20 protein-coding genes, 1 pseudogene and 1 riboswitch are annotated in these 22,428 nt (G+C 59.6%); of the genes and pseudogenes, 7 read left to right on the forward strand and 14 right to left on the reverse strand.

Features of this window, described 5'->3' with window-relative positions:
- Positions 1 to 2: 2 nt before the first annotated feature.
- From ACVW0Y_RS20420 to algD, 3 genes are all read right to left on the reverse strand, one after another.
- Complete coding sequence (locus tag ACVW0Y_RS20420) at positions 3 to 1,169, reverse strand: PilZ domain-containing protein (protein WP_457440930.1); 1,167 nt, start codon at positions 1,167 to 1,169, stop codon at positions 3 to 5.
- 45 nt (positions 1,170 to 1,214) lie between these two features.
- Positions 1,215 to 2,696: a mannuronan synthase gene (gene alg8 / locus ACVW0Y_RS20425; RefSeq protein WP_457440931.1), complete on the reverse strand. Its 1,482-nt coding sequence runs from the start codon at positions 2,694 to 2,696 to the stop codon at positions 1,215 to 1,217.
- Between the two features lie 121 nt (positions 2,697 to 2,817).
- Complete coding sequence (algD, locus tag ACVW0Y_RS20430; RefSeq protein WP_457440932.1) at positions 2,818 to 4,128, reverse strand: GDP-mannose 6-dehydrogenase; 1,311 nt, start codon at positions 4,126 to 4,128, stop codon at positions 2,818 to 2,820.
- 960 nt (positions 4,129 to 5,088) lie between these two features.
- Here algD and ACVW0Y_RS20435 point away from each other — a divergent pair.
- Positions 5,089 to 6,927, forward strand: a complete 1,839-nt coding sequence (locus ACVW0Y_RS20435) for a glycosyl hydrolase family 18 protein (RefSeq protein WP_457440933.1) — start codon at positions 5,089 to 5,091, stop codon at positions 6,925 to 6,927.
- A gap of 78 nt (positions 6,928 to 7,005) precedes the next feature.
- On the opposite strand, the gene yaaA is transcribed toward ACVW0Y_RS20435, so the two are convergent.
- Together yaaA and ACVW0Y_RS20445 are read right to left on the reverse strand one after the other, a co-directional pair.
- Positions 7,006 to 7,785: a peroxide stress protein YaaA gene (gene yaaA, locus ACVW0Y_RS20440; protein WP_457440934.1), complete on the reverse strand. Its 780-nt coding sequence runs from the start codon at positions 7,783 to 7,785 to the stop codon at positions 7,006 to 7,008.
- Between the two features lie 63 nt (positions 7,786 to 7,848).
- The gene (locus ACVW0Y_RS20445) at positions 7,849 to 8,793 is read right to left on the reverse strand and encodes a GlxA family transcriptional regulator (RefSeq protein WP_457440935.1); all 945 of its coding nucleotides are present in this window, start codon (positions 8,791 to 8,793) and stop codon (positions 7,849 to 7,851) included.
- A gap of 120 nt (positions 8,794 to 8,913) precedes the next feature.
- Between ACVW0Y_RS20445 and ACVW0Y_RS20450 the strand changes: the two genes are divergently transcribed.
- From ACVW0Y_RS20450 to ACVW0Y_RS20460, 3 genes are all read left to right on the forward strand, one after another.
- Positions 8,914 to 9,384 (forward strand): nuclear transport factor 2 family protein, encoded by a 471-nt coding sequence (locus ACVW0Y_RS20450; protein ID WP_457440936.1) that lies wholly within the window; start codon positions 8,914 to 8,916, stop codon positions 9,382 to 9,384.
- A 177-nt stretch (positions 9,385 to 9,561) separates the two neighbouring features.
- Complete coding sequence (locus ACVW0Y_RS20455) at positions 9,562 to 9,885, forward strand: GIY-YIG nuclease family protein (protein WP_457440937.1); 324 nt, start codon at positions 9,562 to 9,564, stop codon at positions 9,883 to 9,885.
- Positions 9,886 to 9,951: 66 nt separating this feature from the next.
- Entirely contained in the window at positions 9,952 to 10,890 is a 939-nt protein-coding gene (locus ACVW0Y_RS20460; RefSeq protein ID WP_457440938.1) for a glutathione S-transferase family protein, read from the forward strand.
- 143 nt (positions 10,891 to 11,033) lie between these two features.
- Here ACVW0Y_RS20460 and ACVW0Y_RS20465 read toward each other — a convergent pair whose 3' ends face one another.
- Together ACVW0Y_RS20465 and ACVW0Y_RS20470 are read right to left on the reverse strand one after the other, a co-directional pair.
- Positions 11,034 to 12,140, reverse strand: a complete 1,107-nt coding sequence (locus tag ACVW0Y_RS20465) for a polyamine ABC transporter substrate-binding protein (RefSeq protein ID WP_457440939.1) — start codon at positions 12,138 to 12,140, stop codon at positions 11,034 to 11,036.
- A 222-nt stretch (positions 12,141 to 12,362) separates the two neighbouring features.
- Positions 12,363 to 12,800 carry a nucleoside deaminase gene (locus ACVW0Y_RS20470; RefSeq protein ID WP_457440940.1) on the reverse strand — a complete coding sequence of 146 codons (438 nt, stop codon included), beginning with the start codon at positions 12,798 to 12,800 and terminating at the stop codon, positions 12,363 to 12,365.
- A gap of 229 nt (positions 12,801 to 13,029) precedes the next feature.
- On the opposite strand from ACVW0Y_RS20470, the gene ACVW0Y_RS20475 reads away from it, so the two are divergent.
- The gene (locus ACVW0Y_RS20475) at positions 13,030 to 13,377 is read left to right on the forward strand and encodes a hypothetical protein (RefSeq protein WP_457440941.1); all 348 of its coding nucleotides are present in this window, start codon (positions 13,030 to 13,032) and stop codon (positions 13,375 to 13,377) included.
- 146 nt (positions 13,378 to 13,523) lie between these two features.
- Here the strand turns inward: ACVW0Y_RS20475 and ACVW0Y_RS20480 are convergent, their stop codons facing one another.
- Positions 13,524 to 14,366 carry a methyl-accepting chemotaxis protein gene (locus ACVW0Y_RS20480; RefSeq protein ID WP_457440956.1) on the reverse strand — a complete coding sequence of 281 codons (843 nt, stop codon included), beginning with the start codon at positions 14,364 to 14,366 and terminating at the stop codon, positions 13,524 to 13,526.
- Between the two features lie 15 nt (positions 14,367 to 14,381).
- Positions 14,382 to 15,659: pseudogene (locus ACVW0Y_RS20485) on the reverse strand (HAMP domain-containing protein); the annotation flags it as partial.
- Between the two features lie 175 nt (positions 15,660 to 15,834).
- Here ACVW0Y_RS20485 and ACVW0Y_RS20490 point away from each other — a divergent pair.
- Complete coding sequence (locus tag ACVW0Y_RS20490; protein WP_457440942.1) at positions 15,835 to 16,653, forward strand: M48 family metallopeptidase; 819 nt, start codon at positions 15,835 to 15,837, stop codon at positions 16,651 to 16,653.
- 96 nt (positions 16,654 to 16,749) lie between these two features.
- Here the strand turns inward: ACVW0Y_RS20490 and ACVW0Y_RS20495 are convergent, their stop codons facing one another.
- The 4 genes from ACVW0Y_RS20495 to ACVW0Y_RS20510 form a co-directional block, all read right to left on the reverse strand.
- Positions 16,750 to 17,193: a ketosteroid isomerase-related protein gene (locus ACVW0Y_RS20495; RefSeq protein WP_457440943.1), complete on the reverse strand. Its 444-nt coding sequence runs from the start codon at positions 17,191 to 17,193 to the stop codon at positions 16,750 to 16,752.
- 225 nt (positions 17,194 to 17,418) lie between these two features.
- Positions 17,419 to 18,003 carry a TMEM165/GDT1 family protein gene (locus ACVW0Y_RS20500; protein WP_457440944.1) on the reverse strand — a complete coding sequence of 195 codons (585 nt, stop codon included), beginning with the start codon at positions 18,001 to 18,003 and terminating at the stop codon, positions 17,419 to 17,421.
- Positions 18,004 to 18,089: 86 nt separating this feature from the next.
- Positions 18,090 to 18,223, reverse strand: a riboswitch (yybP-ykoY riboswitch).
- Between the two features lie 37 nt (positions 18,224 to 18,260).
- A complete protein-coding gene (locus ACVW0Y_RS20505; RefSeq protein WP_457440945.1) occupies positions 18,261 to 19,259 on the reverse strand; it encodes a methyltransferase in 999 nt (332 codons plus the stop codon).
- Between the two features lie 42 nt (positions 19,260 to 19,301).
- Positions 19,302 to 20,267, reverse strand: a complete 966-nt coding sequence (locus tag ACVW0Y_RS20510) for a 2-hydroxyacid dehydrogenase (RefSeq protein WP_457440946.1) — start codon at positions 20,265 to 20,267, stop codon at positions 19,302 to 19,304.
- 69 nt (positions 20,268 to 20,336) lie between these two features.
- On the opposite strand from ACVW0Y_RS20510, the gene ACVW0Y_RS20515 reads away from it, so the two are divergent.
- Positions 20,337 to 20,969 (forward strand): LysE family translocator, encoded by a 633-nt coding sequence (locus ACVW0Y_RS20515; RefSeq protein ID WP_457440947.1) that lies wholly within the window; start codon positions 20,337 to 20,339, stop codon positions 20,967 to 20,969.
- Positions 20,970 to 21,116: 147 nt separating this feature from the next.
- Here the strand turns inward: ACVW0Y_RS20515 and ACVW0Y_RS20520 are convergent, their stop codons facing one another.
- Positions 21,117 to 22,292 carry a thiolase family protein gene (locus tag ACVW0Y_RS20520; protein WP_457440948.1) on the reverse strand — a complete coding sequence of 392 codons (1,176 nt, stop codon included), beginning with the start codon at positions 22,290 to 22,292 and terminating at the stop codon, positions 21,117 to 21,119.
- Between the last annotated feature and the right edge of the window lie 136 nt (positions 22,293 to 22,428).

Genomic DNA, 22,428 nt, shown 5'->3' on the forward strand with positions numbered 1-22,428 from the left:
AATCAGAGCCCTGCTGCGTTGGCTTTGTCGATAAACCAGCCCAAGGAAGGACCGTTGTCGCTGCTCACTTCCACAGGGCGGCCGGCCAGGGCGTTGTCCAGCGGTTCATCCGGCTGGATGCTGACGCGGATATCCGAAGACAGGTTGCCGGTGTCATTCAGGCTGCTGCTGAGCACCTTGCCGCCGCGCACTTCGTCGACGCCGGCCACTTGGAAATTCACCCGCGCACCCGGTTTGATCTCGTTGAATTTGCTGTAGGGGAAACGTGCTTCCACTTGCGCGGTGGCTTCACGGGAGACCAGGTCGAAGATCACATCGCCCTTGCTCGCGTATTGGCCGTCGGCCACGTATTGCTTGGCCAGCACGCAGTCGCAGGGGCTGGTCAGGGTGCCTTTCATCTGCTTGTTGAACAGGTTGGCGACATTGCTCGGGCTCAGGTCCTTGTCGTCCAGATGGCCCTTGAGCATCTCCAGCATCGAGGCGCTGAAGGTGGCGATTGGCGCGCCTTTTTTCACTGCGCCGTCGGCACCGATCAGGCTTTGCACCGTGCCTTCACGGGGCATGGTCACCTGCATGCCGGGGACCTGCACCAGGGCCGATTGGGCATGGGTGACGAAGTACAGGCTGTAGATCGACTTGAACAGAAAACCGAAGGCCAGCAGACCGACCACAAACAGCGCGATGCTGAAGGTGACCGCGCGTAGACGGGCAAAGGCGCTCATGCCGCTACCAAGTTTCTGCTTGCGCGCTTTGGTGAAGTTTTCCCGCTGCAGGGTGGTGAGCAGTTCGCCGACGCTGACCAGCTCGCCGCTCAAATGGGCGGTGATCAGGTGACGCAGGGTGCTGATTTCCCGTGGGCGCAGGTTGCTGAACTGGCAGCCGATGCGGTTGGCGTCGAAGTCCACCGAGCGCACCTGGAACTCGACGTCGATGGCCAGGGTGATGTTGTCGATGACAAAGAGCATTTTGCCTTTGTGGAAGTCGCCGACGCGTACGTTGCTGTTGATCGCGCCGTAGCTGAAACCACCGGCGGAGATATCCATCACGGTCTGTTCGACCACTTCGCGGTTCTTGCCGCTGAAGCGGATCTTCGCCGGCAGGCGCACCCGGGCGTGCTGGCGCTGGGCTTCGGATTCGTGCACCACATTGACGTTCACGGCTGTATTCATGGCGTTGTTCCTACTCAAAGGTATTGATCCGTTGATGGCGGCGACTCACACCACCAGCAGCAACGTGGCGACAAACACGCTGGCGGCGGAGAAGGTCATGGTTCGGGACGACCAGGTGTTGAACCACTGCTGAAAGCTGGCCAGGTCGCGGTTGAGTCTGGTTGGCTGACGCGTCCAGGATTGTTGGTCAAGGCGGAAGAACACGTAGATCTTCACCAGCGCGCCGACGATCTGGTTGTAATAGAGAATCACCGGGTAGGCCGGGCCGATGTGGTGGCCGCTGATGGCCAGCAACAGGGTCAGTACCAGGCGGGTAAAGCCGATCCACAGCAGGTAGACGAGCAGAAAGGCGACGCTGTATTTGAGGCTGGCGATGATCGCCACGGTGAGGCCGAGCAGGCAGGTCCACATCGATACGCGCTGGTCGAACAGCACCAGGCTGGTGAACAGGCCCAGGCGCTTTTTACCCAGTTTCATGGCCCGCGAATTCTGCCGCAGGTTGTTGCCGTACCAGCGGAACATCAGCTTGCGGCTGGCCTTGATAAAGCTTTTTTCCGGCGGGTGCTCGACCGTGTTGATGGCGGCATCGGGTACGTAGAAGGTGTCGTAGCCCAGGCGCATCAGGCTGTACCAGCTGGACTTGTCGTCACCGGTAAGGAACTTGAAACGGCCCAGGCGCCAGTGGTCCAGGGAGTCGCTTTCGACGTCGGCGATAAACTCCGGATTGCTGATCACCGGGGCGCGGAACATCGACATCCGCCCGGTCAGGGTCAGCACCCGCTTGGACAGCCCCATGGAGCACATGTTGATGTGCCGCTGGGCGAAGCGCAGCTTGTGCCACTCACTCATGATGTAGCTGCCGCGCACTTCGCAGAATTCGTTGGTAGTGAGGCCACCGACATTGGGGAACAGCTTGAAATACGGCACGGTGCGGCGCACCACACCAGGCTCCAGCACGCTGTCGCCATCGATCACCGCCACTACTGCATCGCGGTCGGGCAGGTGCCGGGAAATGGCGCGAAAACCGTGGGCCAGGCCATCGCGTTTGCCGGTGCCGGCAATGCGCACGAAGTCGAGGGTGACGTGTTCCGGTGGGTTGTATTTCTCCCACAGGCTTTTCACCAGAAACTCATCCGAGAGTTCGACGATGGAGCACACCACGGTGGTCGGGTAGCCGCTTTCAATCGCCTCGCGGATTACCGATTGGTACACCTGCGCGGTGGTCAGCGCGTCGATACGAAAACTGGTGACCATCAGAAATACATGGGAAGGGTCGGCCGCTGTTCCCAGCTTGGCCGCCTTGCGCCGGTAGTGCGGAAATACCACATACAGAAACAGCACGCCGCGCAGAAAGTGCATGGCACCCATGGAGTAGCGCCAGATGCCGACCGCGCCGATCAGAAAGATAAAGTCTTTCGACTCGGGGTCGAACACCGTTCGGGGTAGCGCGAGGGCGAGCCCGCACAGCAGGCTGAGGTAGAACAACCACCCGGCACCTTCTGCCAAACCCTGCTTGAGCCTATCCATTTATGTGTCCTGTACGTCGATTTTGGGCATAGCTTCGGCGTCGGCGCGTGGTTTGCGCGCCTGGCCGTATTGCGTTCAAGGCCGGGGTAAAGGCCGAAGGCGCGGGCCTTCGGCCTTACGGCTACCAGCAGATGCCTTCGGTAGTGCCGTTGCTGGTGTGGTTCATGAAGCCCACCAGATCGACCACTTGCTTGCCCGCCGGGGCATGCTGCGCCAAGGGTCGGAAACGCTCGTCGCGGTTGCCCAGCACGATGATGTCGGAGCCATCAACCACCTGGTTGAAGTCGCTGTTGAGCAAGGATGAAACGTGGGGGATCTTCGACTCGATATAGTCCTTGTTGGCCCCGTGCACGCGCGCATATTCGACATTGCTGTCGTAGATGCTCAGGTCGAAACCTTTGCCGATCAGCATCTCGGCCAGCTCCACCAGCGGGCTTTCGCGCAGGTCATCGGTACCGGCCTTGAAGCTCAGGCCAAGCAGGGCAACTTTGCGTTTGTCGTGGCTGGCGATAATGTCGAAGGCGTTCTGCACCTGGGCCACGTTGCTGCGCATGATGGCACCGAGCATCGGGTGTTCGACGTCCAGTTGGCCGGCGCGATAGGTGAGGGCGCGCACATCCTTGGGCAGGCACGAGCCGCCAAAGGCAAAGCCGGGACGCATGTAGTACTGGGACAGATTGAGGGTCTTGTCCTGGCAGACCACGTCCATTACTTCGCGACCGTCCACACCGACGGCCTTGGCGATATTGCCGATCTCGTTGGCGAAGGTGACCTTGGCCGCGTGCCAGACGTTGCAGGTGTACTTGATCATCTCGGCAACTTCGATGTCTTTGCGGATGATCGGCGCGTCCAGTTCGCTGTACAGCGATTCGAGGGCGTCGCCTGATTGTCGGTCCAGCTCACCGATCACGGTCATCGGTGGGTGGTCGTAGTCTTTGATCGCGGTGCTTTCGCGCAGGAACTCGGGGTTCACTGCCACACCGAAGTCCACCCCGGCTTTTTTCCCGGAGCAGTCCTCCAGAATCGGGATCACCACGTTTTTCACCGTGCCGGGTAACACGGTGCTTCTAACGACGACAGTGTGCCGGGAGGTTTTATCGCGCAGAACAAAACCGATTTCACGGCAGACCGACTCGATGTAATCGAGCTCCAGATCGCCATTCTTTTTACTCGGGGTACCGACGCATAGCATCGACAGTTCGGTATCGCGAATCGCTGCGGCCACATCAGTGGTGCCACGCAGGCGTCCGGTGTCGATCCCTTGCTGCAGCAGGGCTTCCAGGCCGGGTTCGACGATTGGCGATTTGCCGTTATTGATCAGGTCGATCTTGGCGGTGGAAACATCCACACCGACAACTTCATGGCCGCGTGCAGACAGGCAGCCGGCACATACTGCGCCGACATAACCTAAACCAAAAATGCTAATACGCATTGTATTCACCTATTACTTTGAGTTACGCCGTTAAACAGTGGGTGTGCAACTTTCCACTGCTCTGGTAATGCACCGTGCAACTTGTGATCGCAAAAGTGCAGGCATAATAAGTTCGTCACATCCAGGTTATGAATGCGTGTTTGGGCATGTTGTAAAAGGGATGCGCCCGGATCTTTGGCCTACGCTCCAACACTGGTCGTAGAGCCTGGGTGAGGCTTGTGCAGTAGGTCTGCTTCTACCTGCTTCTCCATTATTGGCTGGTTCGTTAGAGCCACTTCCTGTTTCGCTAACCGGCTTCGGTTAACGGTACCGACTTGGTGCGAATAAACAGCCACGGCTTATTCAGCAAGTTAGGCTGGTCATTGCTGGGCAGCACTAAGAAAACCAACCTGTAAAAAGTCGTTACGGGGTTATGAGCCCGCAGATTTAATGATAGTTCCTACCGTTCGTCAGACTTGCCCGGCACTTTCCCTTAGTGCGGAGCAATAGGATGATTGCACGATAATGGCAGCGGCGCTGTATACCCTGAAGTACTGGGCGTGTAGCGGTGCAATAACTTTTTGCCATGACTAAAGTTGGGGGCGAGCACAGCTGCCAGTGCTGCAAAGCCAGCACGGCAGCACCGCTATAAAGTTAGGGGGGCATTCAGGGAACTTTCTTGCTACTTGTGCTGTTTCCTTGGCCGCTTCGCTGTTTTTTGACGTCAAGAGTAAGCGAAGCGGTGTTTCCATTTGTTCGTTGCTTAGCGATGTCTTGATATCGGGGTGAATATTTAGCGCAGACGCTCTCGCTGTCGCCTGTTTTCAGGATGTCTGGTCAGACCATTTTATATTTACAGAATTTTCTTATGGCTCAGGAAGACCGAGCCTTCAATATTTTCAAGGTGAGGTAATTAGCATGGGCGCGCTGCTGTGCAGCTATGCGCCAGCCCCCTAGGTTATTTACATCGAGATCAATTAAATGGTTAAAGCCAACGCCTTATACGCAGCCCTATTAATGGGTGCCTGCTTGTCCGCACATGCGGCTGCTACCCCGCACAAAATCGCTTATTTGACGTCTTGGGGTTTGTCGGATCCGGCCGCTTTGGAGAAGTCGGAAGTTGATACTTATATTCTTTCCTTTGGCCAATGGGACTCAAACGGAAACATCAGCTCCTCCGACAATTTAGTTACCGCCCCTCCTTATAATGACTATTGGCTGCCGCCGGGTTATACCGCCTGGACCAACCTTAAACGTAACAATCCACAGCGCAAGATTATGCTGGCGTTTGGTGGGCAAACTTATGAAAGCATCTGGTCCTATATAACCACGCCTGAAGCGCGTGAAATTCTCGCGCAGAATATTGTCGCGTTACTGACCAAAGACTTTCCCGTCTATACCAAAGGCCTTACGGCATCGCAGCTTTCCGGCGACTGCTTGAGTAGCAATTGGGACGGCATCTGTAACCTGAACAATTACCAGAAAGCCGGCACCGTGCAGATTGACGGCGTCGACTTCGACTTCGAAAAGGCCGCACGCATCACCCCTGAAGAAAGTGCCAACCTGCTGGCGCTGGCCATGCGCATCAAGGCCCTGGCACCGGCCAACAAGATCATGTCGCTGACCACCTACCATGTCGGCGCCGATCCGGTTGAATGCGCCAACAGTGGGGTGGTGGAGAACTGCTCGTATATCGAGACAGATCGCTCTGCGCACCACGGCGAGGTGTCGGATCTGTTGGTTCAGTCGAAGAACCTTTTCAATTTTTTCAACGTGATGACCTACGACGCCGGCAAGAACTTCAAATATCAGGTGGCGTTGCAGAACTACGCGAACAAAGTGGGCGACAAAACCAAAGTTGTTCTGGGTAACACCATCAATGCCCAGTGGGCACCCACAGGTCCGTTTGTAGAAACCGACGAGAACAATAACGCCCGGGCCAAATGGCAGGCGCAAAATGGTTTTGGTGGCTTGTTTGTCTGGAACTTTGGCGCTAACAGTCAGCAGTTGTCGATGGCCGAGCAGGTGGCCAAAACCAATGCCATGATTGCGGCGATGAGCAGTACCGATACAGCGGCTGATCTCGTGCCACCAGTCACTCCAACCCCCGTAACGCCAACAGAAGTAACGCCTGCTGCTCGTAAGGAGCTGATCACATTAACCAGTGACAGTGATATTCGCTCGGCTAACGTGGGTGCGCTGCTGCAGACCTACAAAAGCATCAGTGTCATTACCAGAGATGGTGCCTGGACCGGTTCATTTGTGTTGCCAGCCAGTGGCGTAGCCGAAGGCAGTGTATTCAAGTTTCAACGAGCAGCGAGTTGGCCTACAGATATTGTCAGCCAGGAGTATGGAGTTGATACCCCGCTGCCAGGCGAAGTTCGTACCTACACCTATAGCAATGGGGCTTGGCACTCTGATGGCTTTACCATAACCAAGCAGGTGCAGTTTGATGCGATTGGCAACAAACCGGACGGTTTGAGCAAGTATGTGAGTACCCCGACCACCACCACCATTGTGCTGGCCGACGGTGCCTGGACGCAGAATATCTACCTGCCTGCCACCGCCAGCGAAGGCGCGACCGTCAAGCTGATTCGCTACTCCAGCTGGGCAAACAATCTGTTGGTCGGCGGTACGGCCGTAAAGATTCCGCGTGGTACGAGCGCTACTTATCAGTTCAAAGCCGGGGTGTGGATGCCCGCTACCTTGGACATGACCTTCAACGAGGTTATCAATGCGCTTAACACCTCGCCTGCGTCGTTGAAAAACCTACTGCTGGAGGCGCAGAAGATCAACGCAGTCATCCAGATCAGGCCATAACGCTGGAGTGCAGGGTAGTTAACCTGTGCAAACAAAAACAGCCGCGCAATGCGGCTGTTTTTTGCCTGCGGGAATTGCTCAGTCCTCAGCTTCGTCGCGCAGAAACACCAGGTGGTCCGGTTTGGACTGGGCCGCATCGAAGCGATAACCCTGGTAGTTGAAGTCCTTGAGGCCGGCCGGGTCGGTAAGGCGTTCTTTGATCACATAGCGCGCCATCATGCCGCGGGCCTTTTTGGCGTAAAAGCTGATGATCTTGTACTGGCCGTTCTTCTGGTCCTTGAAGTCGGTGTTGATGATCCGCGCTTTCAGGGCCTGGCGTTTTACCGCGCCAAAATATTCGTTGGAGGCCAGGTTGAGCAGCACGTCATCACCCTGGGCTTTGAGCGCCTGGTTCAGCCAGCCGCTGATGTTTTCGCCCCAGAACGCATACAGGTCTTTGCCACGGGCATTGGCCAGCTTGGTGCCCATTTCCAGGCGGTAGGGCTGCATCAGGTCCAGCGGGCGTAACACGCCGTAGAGGCCGGAGAGCATGCGCAGGTGTTTCTGCGCGAAGTCGAAATCGTCTTCGCTGAAGTCTTCGGCGTGCATGCCGGTGTACACATCACCTTTGAATGCCAGCAGCGCCTGTTTGGCGTTCCTGGCGGTGAACTTCGGCGTCCAGCTGCCAAAGCGCGCGGCGTTAAGGCCGGCGAGCTTATCGGACAGGTGCATCAGCTCGGCAATCTGCGCCGGGCTGAAATCGCGCAGTTGGCTGATCAGTTGCTGAGCGTGATCCAGATGTTGCGGCTGGGTATGGCGGGTGGTGACAGGCGGGGTGTCGTAATCCAGGGTTTTGGCGGGTGAAATCACCATCAGCATGGGCGCGTCTCCTAAAGGCTGCGGCGATTCTATGCGGTGCGGCGGTTTTTGTCTGGTTCGTACTCAGCCGCGCAGGCGCTGGCGAAAGGCCCCCGGCGTTTCTCCGCAGAGCTGTTTGAATAACTTGGCGAACGCCGCCCGATCGGCAAAGCCTACCTGCGCGGCGACCTGCTCCAGCGAACGTGATGGCTGGCGCAAGGCGGCCTGGGCCGCGCTGATGCGCAGACGTTGCAGGTACTCGTTGGGGGTGATGCCGGTGCCGGCACGAAAGCGCCGCAACAAGGTTCGCGGCGAGCAGTTGGCTTGTTGCGCCAGGCGTTGCAGATCCAACGCCTCGGCGTAGTGCTGGTGCATCCAGTGCAGCAGCGGTTGCAGCGGGTCGTGGCGCGCGGCCTCGGGCAGCAGCGGCTCGAAGCGGGTTTGCTGACCGCGATTGTGTTCGAACACCAGGGCGGCCGCGACCTTTTGCGCCAGGTCGGCACCGGCATGCCAGGCAATCAGGTACAGGCACAGATCCAGTCCAGCCTGGGCACCCCCGGAGCAGAACACCTGACCGTCATGGGTAAGCAACTGCTCCACCTGCAACTTCACCAAAGGAAAGCGCTGGCGAAACGTGGCCGCCAGACTCCAGTGCGTAGTGGCCGTGCGGCCATCCAGCACCCCGGCCGCGCCGAGCAGAAAGGCGCTGCTGCACAGACTGGCCAGATGGCGCTGTGGGGCCTGTGCTGCCAGCCAGGGGAGGAGGGCGGCGTTGCTGCTCAGGGTGGTGTCGATGGCGCTGCCGGTGGCAGGCAGCAGAACCAGATCCGCTGTCTCGGCCAAGCGCAGCGCACCGTTGACATTGATACGCGCGAACTGCAGATCCACCCCATGGCCATCCAGGCTGAAGCGTTGCAGCTGAAACACCCGCTCACCCGCCAACTGGTTGGCCAACTGAAACGCGTCCATCGCCGTGCTCAGGCTTGAACAGACGGTTTGCGGGCAAACATACAGAGCGATACGCAGCATGAGTCAGCTAGCCAGGGGTAAATATTGGCTATATTTGACACAAAGTTGTCGATATAGCCAATCGCCGCCTGGCCTTGACGCCTCGACAATGGGCCATCCTTTGTCCACACCGGAGTTGTCATGAGCCACCCCAATGCCGAACTGATCACCCTCTTTTACCAGGCCTTTCAACGCCAGGACGCCGAAGCCATGGCTGCCTGTTATGCCGATGATGTGCAGTTCAGCGACCCGGTGTTTCCCGAACTGAAAGGTGCTGAAGCCGCCGATATGTGGCGCATGCTCACCAGCCGCGCGCAGAACTTCTCCCTGAATTTTTCCGCTGTTCAGGCCGACGATCAGCAGGGCAGTGCGCAGTGGGTGGCCACCTATCTGTTCAGCGGCACCGGGCGCATGGTGGTCAATCGTATCCAGGCGAGCTTCGTGTTTCGTGACGGCAAGATTGTCGAGCACCACGACTACTTCGATCTGTGGAAATGGTCGGCCCAGGCGCTGGGTGCCAAGGGCGCGCTGCTGGGCTGGACGCCCTTGGTGCAGGGGGCGATTCGCAAGCAGGCGGCCAAAGGGCTGGCGGCGTTTCGCGCGGGGCGCTGAATATTCTGGAGAGGCGTCGGTTACCATAGCGGCCACAACTCCGTCGTCCCAGCGAAGGCTGGGACCCAGAATGTTGGACGTTACAACGTTTGAGGTTGGACTTCAGAATCTGGGTCCCAGCCTGCGCTGGGACGACCGGGGGAACTTCTATTTACTTGCAGGCTGATCGCGTTGCCGTTGCCCGAATCTCTCCCGACGCCTGTCGTCGAAACTGCTGGTAAACCCTGGTTCGTCTACCTCGTCCGCGCCGCCAATGGCGCGCTGTACTGCGGTATCAGCGACGACGCGCAACGCCGTTTCGCTGTGCACCAGAGTGGCAAGGGCGCGCGGTTTTTCTATTCGAGCCCGGCGGTGGCCTTGGTGTATGTCGAGACTTGCGCGGGCAAGGGCGATGCCTTGCGGCGTGAGCGCACGATCAAGCGCCTGAGCAAAAAGGCCAAGGAAAACCTGGTGCTGGCCTGGGCGGCGATTCAACCCGGTTATGACGCGCCATCAGCCTGATTGGGTAGGCCGGGGCGGCGCAGCCGCGTAAGCTCAGCGTTCATAAAAATGCGCCTGGAGCCTGCTATGCACGAGTTGATCCTGCACCATTACCCCACTTCGCCCTTTGCCGAAAAAGCGCGGCTGATGCTGGGGTTCAAGCAGTTGTCCTGGCGCTCGGTAATGATCTCGCCGGTGATGCCCAAGCCTGATCTGGTGGCGCTGACCGGTGGTTACCGCAAGACTCCGGTGCTGCAAGTGGGCGCTGATATCTACTGCGACACCGCGCTGATCGCCCGCCGTCTGGAAGCGGAAAAGGCCACCCCGGCACTGTTCCCGGCGGAACAATTGTTCGCCATCACCGGCTTTACCAACTGGATCGATTCGGTGCTGTTCCAGCACGCCGTCGCCTTGGTGTTCCAGCCGGATTCGGTGGCGATCCGCTTTGGCAAATTGCCGCCGGAAGCGGTCAAGGCGTTTATCGCTGACCGCGCCGGGCTCTTCAGCGGTGGTAGCGCCGCCCGTGTGCCCTTGGCGCAGGCGCAGCACCAATGGCCGCAACTGATGACCCGTCTGGAGCAACAGCTCGATGCCAGCGGTAGCGATTTCCTGTTTGGTGAAGCCAGCCATGCCGACTTTGCCGTCGCCCACCAACTGTGGTTCCTCAAAGGCACACCGGTAACTTCGCCGTTGGTGGATAACTACCCGCTGGTTTCTGCCTGGCTCGCTCGGGTGCTAGGTTTTGGTCATGGCTCTTCGACGCCGATGACTGCCGAGGAAGCCCTGGACGTGGCACGCAACGCCACCCCGGCACCACTGCCGGATGAAGTATTCGAAGACCCCAACGGCTTCAAGGCCGGCCAGCAGGTGACCATCGCCGCTACCGACTACGGTGTGGACCCGGTGGCCGGTGAGCTGGTGTATGCCGGTCGTGAGGAGCTGATCCTGCGCCGTGAAGATGCCCGTGGCGGCGTGGTGCATGTGCACTTCCCGCGCTATGGCTTCAAGATCGAAGCGCAGGCGTAAGCATCCCTCGATCTCGTAGGAGCGGCTTCAGCCGCGATTCTTGGAAACGAAAAATCAAGAGCATCGCGGCTGAAGCCGCTCCTACGCGAGATCTGAACAAAAACGCCCGGCAATGGCCGGGCGTTTTTGTGTGCGCTTTTAAATCAGATACCCGACTTGATCGAACTCCAACTGCGGGTAATCACGCGCATCGCCGCTTGCGACGGCGGCAGGCTGACGAACAGCTTGTCGATGAGTCTTTCATCCGGGTAGATCGCCGGGTTTTCTCGCACGGCCGCGTCCTGCAGTTCCTGCGACGCCGTGTTGGGGTTGGCGTAATGCAGGTAGTTGCTGACCTTGGCGATCACGTCCGGGCGCAACAGGTAGTTGATAAACGCGTGGGCGCCGGCGGCGTTTTTGGCGGTTTTCGGGATGGCCAGGTTGTCGAACCAGATGTTGCTGCCACCGTTCGGCAGGCTGTAGGCGACGGTGTTTTTGTTGCCGGCATCAATCGCGCTTTGCCGTGCTTGCAGCACGTCGCCGGAGAAGCCGATGGCTACGCAGATGTCACCGTTGGCGAGGTCCGCGATGTATTTGGTGGAGTTGAAGTAGGTGATCGACGGCGTGAGGGTTTTTAGCAGTTTGGTGGCGGCGGCGATGTCCTCGGTTTTTTCGCTATTGGGGTCCAGACCCAGGTAGAGCATGGCCAGCGGAATGATCTTGGTCGGCTCATCGAGCATCGCCACGCCGCAGCCTTTGAGCTTGGCCAAGTTCTCGGGTTTGAACACAAAGTCCCAGCTGTTGACGGGTGCGTTGTCGCCGAACGCTGCTTTGACTTTTTCCGCGTTGTAGCCGATGCCCACGGTGCCCCACAGGTACGGCACGGCAAATTTATTGCCCGGGTCGGAGGATTCCAGGCGTTTCAACAGCGAGGGATTGAGGTTTTTGCTGTTCGGCAGCTGCGCCATGTCCAGCGGGAGATAGATGCCGGTTTTTACCTGGCGAGCGAGAAAGTCGGCCGGGGTGACCACCACGTCATAACCGGAGTTGCCGGTGAGCAGCTTGGTTTCCAGGATGGCGTTGGAGTCGAAGGGTTCCAGCACCACTTTGATGCCGGTTTCTTTTTCAAAATCGGCGAAGGTGGTTGGCCCAACATAGTCGGCCCAGTTGGCGAAGTGAATTTCCTGCTGGGCTGCACTGGCTTGCAGTGTGAACCCCAATAACAGCCCCATTGCACAGCTAAGCGTGGTTTTGCCGAACGAGCTTTTCATATGCGTACTCCAGTGAACCGCGCAGGTGATTTGGAATTAGGCCGGCGTCGGTTCGGTGAGGGTTTGCCAAGCCACGGGAGTGGTTGGCGCGCAAACAGGTAAAGCGGGCAGTTGCTCGAATCTAGGGGCTGCCCGGTACGCTGTCGTTCGCGCGTGCACGCATGGAAAATCGCTGGATGTGGGGGGCGGGGCCGTTGGCAGCATCAGTGCGCTGCCCGGCAATTACTCGCCGATATCTTCATTCCACAACTGCGGCTGGTCGGCAATGAACTGCTCCATCATCGCCACGCAGCTGTGGTTCTGCAGCACATCGACATTCACGCCGCGCGAGCGCAGCAGCTCCTCGTCGCCCATAAAGGTCTGGTTCTCGCCAACGATCACCTGGCGAATGCCGTAGAGCAGAATCGCGCCACTGCACATCGGGCAGGGCGACAGGGTGGTGTAGAGCACCGCCTCGCGGTACAGGCTGGCGGGTTGGCGGCCGGCATTTTCCAGGGCATCCATTTCACCGTGCTTGATCACACTGCCTTCCTGCACCCGGCGGTTGTGCCCGCGGCCAATGATGCGGCCGTCATGCACCAGCACCGAACCAATGGGAATGCCGCCTTCGGCCAACCCCAGCTGTGCTTCCTCGATTGCCGCTTGCATAAAAGCGTCCATGGTTTCTCCTTGATTCAGACCGGTAAGTGGCGCTGAGCCTTACCCTAGAGCAGTCCTTTGCCCATGACCAGCCGCTGCTAACCCTCTGAGCTAGAGTGTTTTTTGCTTACGAATCGAAATTGTTGATTGTTTAAGCCGAATATTTGCGCTTTTTAATCGAATTGTTTCGATCAACACTAGCTCCACCCAAGCAAAACAACCTCTCAAAACATCTTCTGGAGCGACCATCATGAAAACCAACAAACTGATCCTCAGCCTGACCCTCTCCGTACTGGCCGCCAGCGCAGTCACCGTGCATGCCACCGACCTGTACCAACAACTGAGTTCCCCGGTAGTCGCTGAAAGTGGCGCTGACCGTACCGGCGTAAACCGCGTCGCTGAAGGTGGTTCGGACCGTACTGGCGCTAACCGTGTAGCTGAAAGTGGCGCTGACCGTACCGGCGTAAACCGCATCGCTGAAGGTGGTTCGGACCGTACTGGCGCTAACCGTGTAGCTGAAAGTGGTGCTGACCGTACCGGCGCTAACCGCGTCGCTGAAGGTGGTGCTGAACGTGTGGGTGCAAACCACATCAGCTAATCGCTGAATTGGTAGGAAAAGCAAAGCCCGGCGGATGCCGGGCTTTTTGTTGCGCGTTGAACGATCAAGGGCATCGCGGCTGAAGCCGCTCCTACTGGATTGGGATGCCCCGTAGGAGCGGCTTCAGCCGCGATTTCCTGCAAACGTCAAACCCTGAACTGATTGATCAATCGCCGTTGTTGTTCGGCAAGCTTGGTCAACTCCGCACTCGCCTGGCTGGCCTCATCCGCACCACCGGCCACTTCGGCCGCCACCTGGCCAATATTGGTGACGTTACGGTTGATATCTTCGGCCACTGCGCTCTGTTCTTCGGCGGCGCTGGCGATCTGGGTGTTCATATCATTGATCACCGACACCGCCTCGGTAATCGCATCCAGCGCCCCGGCTGCATCGGCCGCGTGACGCACGCTGTCATCGGTTTTGCCCTGGCTGTCTTCCATGACTTTCACCACTTCGCGGGTGCCCTGTTGCAGTTGCTGAATCATCGCCTGGATTTCTTCGGTGGCCTGCTGGGTTTTCTGCGCCAGGTTGCGTACTTCGTCGGCCACCACGGCAAAACCACGACCCTGTTCACCGGCCCGCGCTGCCTCAATGGCTGCGTTAAGCGCAAGAAGGTTGGTCTGTTCGGCGATGCCACGAATGGCGGTGAGGATGGCATTGATGTTTTCGCTGTCCTTGGCCAGGTTCTGCACCACTGATACGGCCCGGGCAATTTCCGTGGCCAGCGAGGCGATGGCCAGGGACGTATTGTTGACGATGCGCTTGCCCTCGTTGGCCGAGCGGTCGGCGGCGTTGGCGGACTCGGCCGCCAGGGTGGCGTTGCGCGCCACGTCCTGGGCAGTGGCGGTCATCTGGTGCACGGCGGTGGCCACCTGATCGATCTCGACCATCTGCCGTTGCACACCTTCGTTGGTGCGGATGGCGATATCGGCGGTGTTTTCCGATGAGTCGCTAACTTTCTGCACCGAGCCGACCACATCGCGAATCATGTTCTGCAGCTTGTTGAGAAAGGTATTGAAGCCATTGGCGATCTGCCCCAGTTCGTCGGCGCGGTCTACCTGCAAACGCTTGGTCAGGTCGCCGTCGCCTTTGGCGATATCGTCGAGCATCAGCACCATCTGTTTCAGCGGCCGGGCGATGCCGTAGCCCACCAGCCAGATCACCAGCAGACCGATCCCGGCGATCACCAGCCCCACGACTGTCATGCCGAAAATATCGGTCTGACGCTGGTCGTTGAGATCCTGATGCAGCTGGTTCAGCTCGGCGTAAACGGCCTTTTCCGGTAGTTGCAGCAGCAAGGTCCAGCGGCTGCTGGTGTCGTCGACGGTGAAGGGCACCAGTAACTGGATCTGTCCGCTGGCTTTATCCGTGCTGAACGTCGGTTGGCCCAAGGGCAGCGCCTTCAGATCGCCGATGCCTGGCAACACCTGCGCGCTGGGTTCGCCACGCTTGCTCGGGTCTTTGGTGAAGGCCACCATGCGGCCGTTGTTGGAGATCAGCCCCAACTCGCCAGCACCGTCATACAGTTTGCTGTCGGCGGTGTTGAGAAGCTCCTGAATAAAGTCGACGGTCAGGTCGGCACCGACCACGCCACGAAACTGGCCTTTGACCATCACGGGCACGTTGAACGAGGAGAGCATCACCATCTTGCCGGCCATTTCATAGGGTGCCGGATCGATGATGCAGGTGGCTTTGGTTTCCCGCGGGCACAGATAATATTCGCCGGTTCGCACGCCAGTGGGCAGCAGCTTGGGGTTCTCCATGTCACCGCCAAGGGCTTCCACCGTCAGGCTACCGTCGGGCTTGCGGTACCACCAGGGCATGTAACGGCCGCTGGCGTCGTAGGCGTTTTCGGTTTGTCCGGCGTAACGGGCGTCATCTTCGCCAAAGGCATTGGGCTCCCAACCTATGTAGGCATCCACCAGCTTGGGGTTTTTTTCCACGGTGCTACGTAGGAGGTTGGTCAATTGCTCGCGGGTGATGGCCAGGGCGGGGGCACCCGTTGCATCGGTTTCCCCCATCAGGGCGTTGGTTTGCGCCAGGCTGGTGGCCACCACCAGGGGGTAATTCAATTCTTTCTGAATCTGACTGATTTCACCCTGGGCCAGGGCGGTCAGGCGCTGTTTGACCATGTCTTCGAGCAGGTTCTGGGTGCTGCTTTTCACCATGTCCTGGGTGCGCGCACCGGCAAACAGGGAGTACAGCACCAGTGCCACCACCACGGCGAGCACGCTGGCACCAGCCAACAGGGCCACGGAGAACTGGATGGATTTGAAACGCATAGGAACCCCCACATCGAACTTGTTGGCAGCCGGTCCCTGGCGTATCGGCAGAAAGTTGCGAAAGCATTAACGCAGTGTTTTGTGTAGCAAAGATGGCCGATTGCCAGAGTGCAAGCGAGGTTGTTCCGCAAAGGGCGGCGAACTAGGATACGAGCCCAGTCATTGGAGGACCGGTATGAAGCATTCCTTTCGTTTGACCGCGCTGGCAGGTTGCCTGCTACTCAGCGCCTGTCAGGCTGTTAACACCACCAGCGGCGATTCCGTGGGTGTCGAGCGCAAGCAGTACATGTTCAGCATGCTGTCGACCCAAGAGGTCAACCAGATGTACGCGCAGTCTTATCAGCAGACCCTCAGCGAAGCCAAAGGCAAAGGCCAGTTGGACAAGACCAGCGCCAATGCCAAGCGCGTCGATGCGGTGGCCAGACGCCTGATCGCCCAGGCACCCAAGCTGCGTGCGGATTCGGCGCAGTGGGCCTGGGAAGTCAACCTGGTCGACAGTGACGAGATGAACGCCAACTGTGGGCCTGGCGGCAAGATCATCGTCTACAGCGGCCTGATCGATAAGCTGAAACTTACCGATGACGAGCTGGCCGCTGTGATGGGCCATGAAATCGCTCACGCCTTGCGCGAGCACGGTCGTGAAGCCATGTCCAAGGCCTACGGCATCGAAATCGCCAAGCAGGGTGCCGGTGCATTACTGGGGCTTGGGCAAGACAGCCTGGCCCTGGCGGATGCCGTGGCCGAATACGGTATGACCCTGCCCAACAGCCGCGAAAACGAAAACGAAGCCGACCTGATCGGCCTCGAGCTCTCCGCCCGCGCCGGCTACAACCCCAATGCGGCGGTTACCCTGTGGCAGAAAATGGCCAAAGCCAGCGAAGGCGCGCCGCCGGAATTTATGAGCACCCACCCGGCATCCAGCAGCCGGATTTCTTCGCTGCAGGCGGCGATTCCCAAGGTTGAGCCGTTGTATCAGCAGGCGAAGGCGAAATAAAAACGGTAGGAGCGGCTGCAGCCGCGATTGGCCGGGCCTGAGCGCGAGGGTTGCCGGATCGCGGCTGAAGCCGCTCCTACGGATCTGTATTTGTGGTTACGGCAACGCCACTTCCGCAAACGGCCGGGTAACCAGGCCCAGCTGAGCGCGGAAGCTTTCCATATCGAAGATGGTGCACAGCTCTTCGATCTCGCCGCTGCAGGTCAGGGTCCAGCAGGCCATGGCCGAGATGCTCAGCACTTTGTCACTGGCCGGGTAGCCCATGGCGGGTTTTTCCAGGGTGCCCATCAGGGTGCACCAGGTGAAGACCTTATTGCCCTCGGCGAGGGTGTCTTCGACCACCACTATCAGGTCGGGCATGGCGCTGCGAATCTCCAGCACCATCAAGCCAAAGGCAGCGCTGTCGAGCGGGCGTCCGATAAAGGAACTCTTGTAGAGAAAACTTTTGCTGTGCAGCTGTTCGGCGAGGGCGGTGCGACCTTTGTTCCAGGACAGGTCGATGTGGTGGCGTACCAGCCTTTTCATATCATCCAATGACATAGCGGCGCTCTGCAGTTTGCTGAGGGAAAAACGCAACAAACTGTGCATCGCGCCGCCGTCATTCGGCATTGGCCGAAACGCCAGGGGACTGGCGTCAGATAAGCGGCTTCTTCGGGTGTTCCGCTACGTCCGAAATTCCGGATTCCGGCCTGCGCCGGAATGACGGTGATTTGTGCAGCGTCCACCGTCACCCCAGCGAAAGCTGGGGCCCAAATTTTCGCAGGCTTACACCATCCCGCTAGCCTGCAGCGCCTTGTAGATGGCGATGCCCGCCAGAATGAAAAACGCGGTAGCCGCCAAGCGCCGAATCAGGGTGAGCGGCAATTTGTCCGCCGCAAAGTTACCTGCCAATACCACCGGCACGTTGGCCAGCAGCATGCCGAGGGTGGTGCCGATAATCACCAGCCACAGCTCAGGATATTGCGCGGCCAGCATCACCGTGGCGATCTGGGTTTTGTCGCCGATTTCGGCGAGGAAGAACGCAATCAGGGTGGTGAGGAACGGGCCAAAGCTTTTCGCCGTGGTGGTTTCGTCGTCATCGATCTTGTCTGGCACCAGGGTCCAGAGCGCGGTGGCGGCAAAGCTCACGGCCAGAATCCAGTGCAACACCACATCGGAGAACAGTCCGCCGACCCAGGCACCTACGGCACCGGCAGCGGCATGGTTGGCGAGAGTAGCGGCGATGATGCCGGCGATGATCGGCCAGGGTTTGCGAAAGCGTGCCGCCAGAATCAAGGCGAGCAGCTGGGTTTTATCGCCAATTTCTGCCAAGGCGACAATACCGGTTGGAACGAGAAGGGAATCAAGCATCAGGTTTCCTCAGGGGCGGGTAGACACGGCTATGACACGCACTTCTTCCCGCCCCGGGTAAGGAGTTACGTGTCATAGGTCTTGTCAAACCCCTGGGTCCGTCTGAGCGGACCTTGGGTCGCACGCGCCATGCTCTGCGGAGCAAGTATGTTGACGCGGGCCGGGCGAAGCAGGATGTGAAAACCCTGCTTGCGGGAGACTACTCCCCTAGGACGGGGCGGATTCTGCCCGAGGATGCTGTAAGGGGCAAGCCAAAATTAATGCCGTTTGGCCCGGTAAATCCGGAAACCCTGGCCTTCCCCCAGCACCGCGCACGGTCCCAGGTGCTCTTCGATGATTGGCGTGTACTTGAGAAAACTGTTGGCCACCAGGCGCAGCTCGCCTTTGTGTTCCAGGTGTTTTTTCGCCTGGCGCAGCAGGTGCTCGGTGGCCTGGTAGTGGGTGTGCACGCCTTCGTGGAACGGCGGGTTGGTAAGGATCGCCATAAGGTTTTTCGGCGCGGCATCGATGCCATCACCGGTGATGACCTCGGCCTGCAAGTTGTTGGCGGCCAGGGTCAGACGGCTGCTGGCGGCGGCAAAGGCGTCGACGTCGAGCATCGTCACCTGGCTATCGGGGTAGCGGCGTTTCAGCACCGCGCCGAGCACCCCGGCACCGCAGCCGAAGTCCAGCAGATGTCCTGTGGGTAACTTGTCCAGGTGTTCGAGAAACAGCGCGGTACCACGGTCCAGACGACCATGGCTGAACACCCCGGGCAGACTGATGATGGTCAGCGGGCCGTCATCCAGTGGCAGCTCATAACGTTGCGCCAGGGCGTTGAGATCCGGGCTGGCCGGGGCGTTTTCCACAGTCACCTGCCACAGCTGGCAGTGCCGTGCGCTGTCGAGTTTGCGCGGTTTGCCAAAGGGCTGCAGTTGCTTGGCGGCGCGCTCGATACCGGCGCGTTTTTCCCCCACCAGAAACAGCGCGCGGCCGGCCAGACGCGCGGCCAGGGCATGCAGCAGGTAGTCGGTCAGCTCACGGGATTTGGGCAGAAAGACCACGGCAGCATCGAAGTTCTGCTCACCCGGTTCCACACCAAAATGGCTGCGTTGGGGGAAGCGCGCATCGAGGCTGGCGTGCTCACCAGCATGCCAGCTCCAGCCCTGGGCGGCGGGCAATTGGCCGAGCAGATCGTCGGCCGGCAGGCCAGCCAGCAACAGCTTGCCGGTGAACAGCTCCTGCTGGCGCAGCAGCACTTCGCTTCGCGGGTCCATGGGCTTCTCCTTGAATGAGCGCTGGGAAAAAAGCCGGGCAGCTTAGCCGACCTGCCGTTTCGGCGCACCGCTGAAAAACGCGATGGCGTTTTCTGTCATCTGTCCCACGATGCGCTGGCGAGCCTCGCGGGCCCCCCAGGCGCTGTGCGGGGTAATGATCAGCCGGGGAATGTCGTCGGCCAATAGCGGATTGCCGTCTACCGGCGGCTCCTGAATCAGTACGTCGGTGGCGGCACCGCCGAGGTGGCCGCGACGCAAGGCATCGGCCAGCGCCTGTTCGTTCACCAGACCGCCACGCGCGGTATTGATCAGGTAGGCCGTGGGCTTCATCAGATTCAGTTGCGGCGTGTCGATCAGGTTTTTGGTGTGCTCGTTGAGTGGGCAGTGCAGGGTCAGGGCGTCCACCTGCGGCAACAGTTCTTGCAGCGGCATACGGTCCGCACGGGCAGGCCGCCCCGGCAATTGGCCGAGCAGCACGCGCATCCCGAAGGCTTCGGCCAGCCTGGCCACCGCGCTGCCCAATTCGCCGGCACCGAGCAGGCCGAGGGTCTTGCCTTCCAGCTCGACGATGGGGAAGTCCAGCAGACAGAACTGCTTGGCTTGCTGCCATTTTCCGGCGCGGATCTCCCGCTGGTAATCCGGCAGGCGGGTCGCCAGGGCCAGCAGCAACATCAGGGTGTGCTGCGCCACCGACGGCGTGCCATAACCCTGACAATTGCTGACCACTACGCCTTGTTCGCGGGCAGCGGCGAGGTCGACATTATTGGTGCCGGTAGCGGCGACCAGCACCAGCTTGAGCTGCGGGCAGGCCTTGAGCGTGGCGGCGCTGATTGGCGCTTTATTGGTGATCACCACCTCGGCGTTCTGCAGGCGTTCGGCGATCTGCTCGGCAGTGCTGCCGGCATGCAGGGTCAGCTCGCCGAACGCGGCTTGCAGCGGGGCGAGGTCGAGATCGCCGAGGTCGAGGGAGGCGTGATCGAGGAACACGGCGCGGCTGGGGTTGGTCATCAGCTGTACCTTTTGTGCAGGCAGAGGAGGGCGTATCGTTGCCAGCCTACCCTACTTCGGAGCGCCACTATGTACTGGACGGAGTTTCTTACCGTTGCCCTGATTCACCTGCTGGCGGTGGCCAGTCCCGGCCCGGATTTCGCCGTGGTGGTGCGCGAGAGCGTGGCCAATGGGCGACGTGCCGGAACCTGGACGGCGCTGGGCGTGGGCTGCGCGATTTTCCTCCACGTTACCTATTCATTGCTCGGTATCGGCCTGATCGTCTCGCAGTCGATCGTGCTGTTCAGTGCGCTGAAATGGTTGGCGGCGGCCTATCTGGTGTACATCGGCATCAAGGCGTTGCGGGCGCAGCCGGCGGTGGCCGCAGATGAACAGCATGTGATCGCCGAACCTGTGCTGCGCACGGCGCGTGGGGCGTTTGTCAGCGGCTTTATCACCAATGGCCTGAACCCCAAGGCCACGCTGTTTTTCCTTTCCCTGTTTACCGTGGTGATCAATCCGCACACACCGTTGCTGGTGCAGGCCGGTTATGGCGTGTACCTGGCGGCGGCGACCGCGACCTGGTTCTGCATGGTGGCCTGGTTGTTCAGCCAGCAGCGCGTGCGTGCCGGGTTCTCGCGCATGGGGCACTGGTTTGATCGGGCGATGGGCGTGGTGCTGGTTGGGCTGGGCGTGAAGGTGGCATTGGCGCGGATGCCGTAAGTTCGCGGCTTTTGTAGGAGCGGCTTTAGCCGCGATGCTTTTCAAGGTCCAGAGCATCGCGGCTGAAGTCGCTCCTACGGGGCATGGTTTATCTGTCATAAAAAAGCCCGGCTATTACGCCGGGCTTTTTGTTGGCGCAGTGAAGGCTTACAGCAGCTCTACCGCCACTGCAGTCGCTTCCCCACCGCCAATGCACAACGCCGCGACACCGCGTTTGCCGCCGGTGTTTTTCAGCGCGTTGATCAGGGTGAGGATGATCCGCGAACCGGTGGAGCCCACCGGGTGGCCCTGGGCGCAGGCACCGCCATAAACGTTGACCTTGGCGTGGTCCAGGTCGTGCTCACGCATGGCCAACATGGTGACCATGGCGAAGGCTTCGTTGATCTCGAACAGATCGACGTCGTTCTTGCTCCAGCCGGTCTTGGCGAACAGGTTGCTCATGGCACCGATTGGCGCAATGGTGAATTCGCTCGGGTCCTGGCTCTGGGTGGCATGGCCGACGATTTTGGCCAATGGCTTGAGGCCCCGGCGAGCGGCTTCTTCGGCGGTCATCAGGACCAGGGCGCTGGCACCGTCGGAGATCGAACTGGCGTTGGCGGCGGTGATGGTGCCGTCTTTGCGGAAGGCCGGCTTAAGACCGGGGATTTTTTCCAGGTTGGCGTTCAGTGGCTGCTCGTCATCTTTCACCAGCACTTCGCCTTTGCGGCTGGTGACGGTGACCGGCACGATTTCAGCGGTCAGCCAACCCTCGGCAATTGCCTTCTGCGCGCGCTTCAGCGACTCGATGGCGTAGGCGTCCATCTCTTCGCGGCTGATGCCGTATTTGTCGGCGGTTTCCTGGGCAAACGAACCCATCAGGCGACCGGTGCGCGCGTCTTCCAGGCCGTCGAGGAACATATGGTCCTTGATTTCGCCATGGCCCATACGGAAGCCACCGCGGGCTTTTTCCAGAATGTAGGGGGCGTTGGACATGCTTTCCATGCCGCCCGCAACCATCACGCTGTTGGTGCCGGCTTTCAGCGCGTCGTGGGCAAGCATCACGGCTTTCATGCCGGAACCGCAGAGCTTGTTGATGGTGGTGCAGCCGGTGGCGCTGGGCAGGCCGGCATTCAGCGAAGCCTGACGGGCCGGGCCTTGCTTGAGGCCGGCAGGCAGTACGCAGCCCATGATCACTTCCTGTACATCGGCGGCATTGATGCCGGCGCGTTGTACGGCTTCACGGATCGCCAGGGCGCCGAGGTCGACGGCCGGAACGCTGGAAAGGCTGCCCTGGAAACCGCCCATGGGGGTGCGGGCGCCGCTGACGATAACGATGTCGGTCATTTCACTGTCCTCTTGTTCTTCTAAAACGGTTCTGCTGAAACGTTGTGGGCGGCCTTTGGATACTGGCCGATGGAGCCGATTCTACCTCGTGACTAAAAGTGGCCAAAGAGTCACGTTGAAATCATTCTTTTGGTTG

It is taken from the genome of Pseudomonas sp. TE3786, from assembly GCF_054057335.1.

Bases quoted from the DNA above. Each gene is read 5' to 3' on its own strand.
- ACVW0Y_RS20520 (WP_457440948.1), bottom strand. From the start codon at position 22,292: ATGACCGACATCGTTATCGTCAGCGGCGCCCGCACCCCCATGGGCGGT.
- ACVW0Y_RS20515 (WP_457440947.1), top strand. From the start codon at position 20,337: ATGTACTGGACGGAGTTTCTTACCGTTGCCCTGATTCACCTGCTGGCG.
- ACVW0Y_RS20470 (WP_457440940.1), bottom strand. From the start codon at position 12,800: ATGGACGCTTTTATGCAAGCGGCAATCGAGGAAGCACAGCTGGGGTTG.
- ACVW0Y_RS20445 (WP_457440935.1), bottom strand. From the start codon at position 8,793: ATGCTGCGTATCGCTCTGTATGTTTGCCCGCAAACCGTCTGTTCAAGC.
- ACVW0Y_RS20450 (WP_457440936.1), top strand. From the start codon at position 8,914: ATGAGCCACCCCAATGCCGAACTGATCACCCTCTTTTACCAGGCCTTT.
- ACVW0Y_RS20495 (WP_457440943.1), bottom strand. From the start codon at position 17,193: ATGTCATTGGATGATATGAAAAGGCTGGTACGCCACCACATCGACCTG.
- ACVW0Y_RS20435 (WP_457440933.1), top strand. From the start codon at position 5,089: ATGGTTAAAGCCAACGCCTTATACGCAGCCCTATTAATGGGTGCCTGC.
- algD (WP_457440932.1), bottom strand. From the start codon at position 4,128: ATGCGTATTAGCATTTTTGGTTTAGGTTATGTCGGCGCAGTATGTGCC.
- ACVW0Y_RS20505 (WP_457440945.1), bottom strand. From the start codon at position 19,259: ATGGACCCGCGAAGCGAAGTGCTGCTGCGCCAGCAGGAGCTGTTCACC.
- alg8 (WP_457440931.1), bottom strand. From the start codon at position 2,696: ATGGATAGGCTCAAGCAGGGTTTGGCAGAAGGTGCCGGGTGGTTGTTC.
- ACVW0Y_RS20465 (WP_457440939.1), bottom strand. From the start codon at position 12,140: ATGAAAAGCTCGTTCGGCAAAACCACGCTTAGCTGTGCAATGGGGCTG.
- ACVW0Y_RS20490 (WP_457440942.1), top strand. From the start codon at position 15,835: ATGAAGCATTCCTTTCGTTTGACCGCGCTGGCAGGTTGCCTGCTACTC.
- ACVW0Y_RS20480 (WP_457440956.1), bottom strand. From the start codon at position 14,366: ATGATTCGCGATGTGGTCGGCTCGGTGCAGAAAGTTAGCGACTCATCG.
- yaaA (WP_457440934.1), bottom strand. From the start codon at position 7,785: ATGCTGATGGTGATTTCACCCGCCAAAACCCTGGATTACGACACCCCG.
- ACVW0Y_RS20500 (WP_457440944.1), bottom strand. From the start codon at position 18,003: ATGCTTGATTCCCTTCTCGTTCCAACCGGTATTGTCGCCTTGGCAGAA.
- ACVW0Y_RS20460 (WP_457440938.1), top strand. From the start codon at position 9,952: ATGCACGAGTTGATCCTGCACCATTACCCCACTTCGCCCTTTGCCGAA.
- ACVW0Y_RS20510 (WP_457440946.1), bottom strand. From the start codon at position 20,267: ATGACCAACCCCAGCCGCGCCGTGTTCCTCGATCACGCCTCCCTCGAC.
- ACVW0Y_RS20475 (WP_457440941.1), top strand. From the start codon at position 13,030: ATGAAAACCAACAAACTGATCCTCAGCCTGACCCTCTCCGTACTGGCC.
- ACVW0Y_RS20420 (WP_457440930.1), bottom strand. From the start codon at position 1,169: ATGAATACAGCCGTGAACGTCAATGTGGTGCACGAATCCGAAGCCCAG.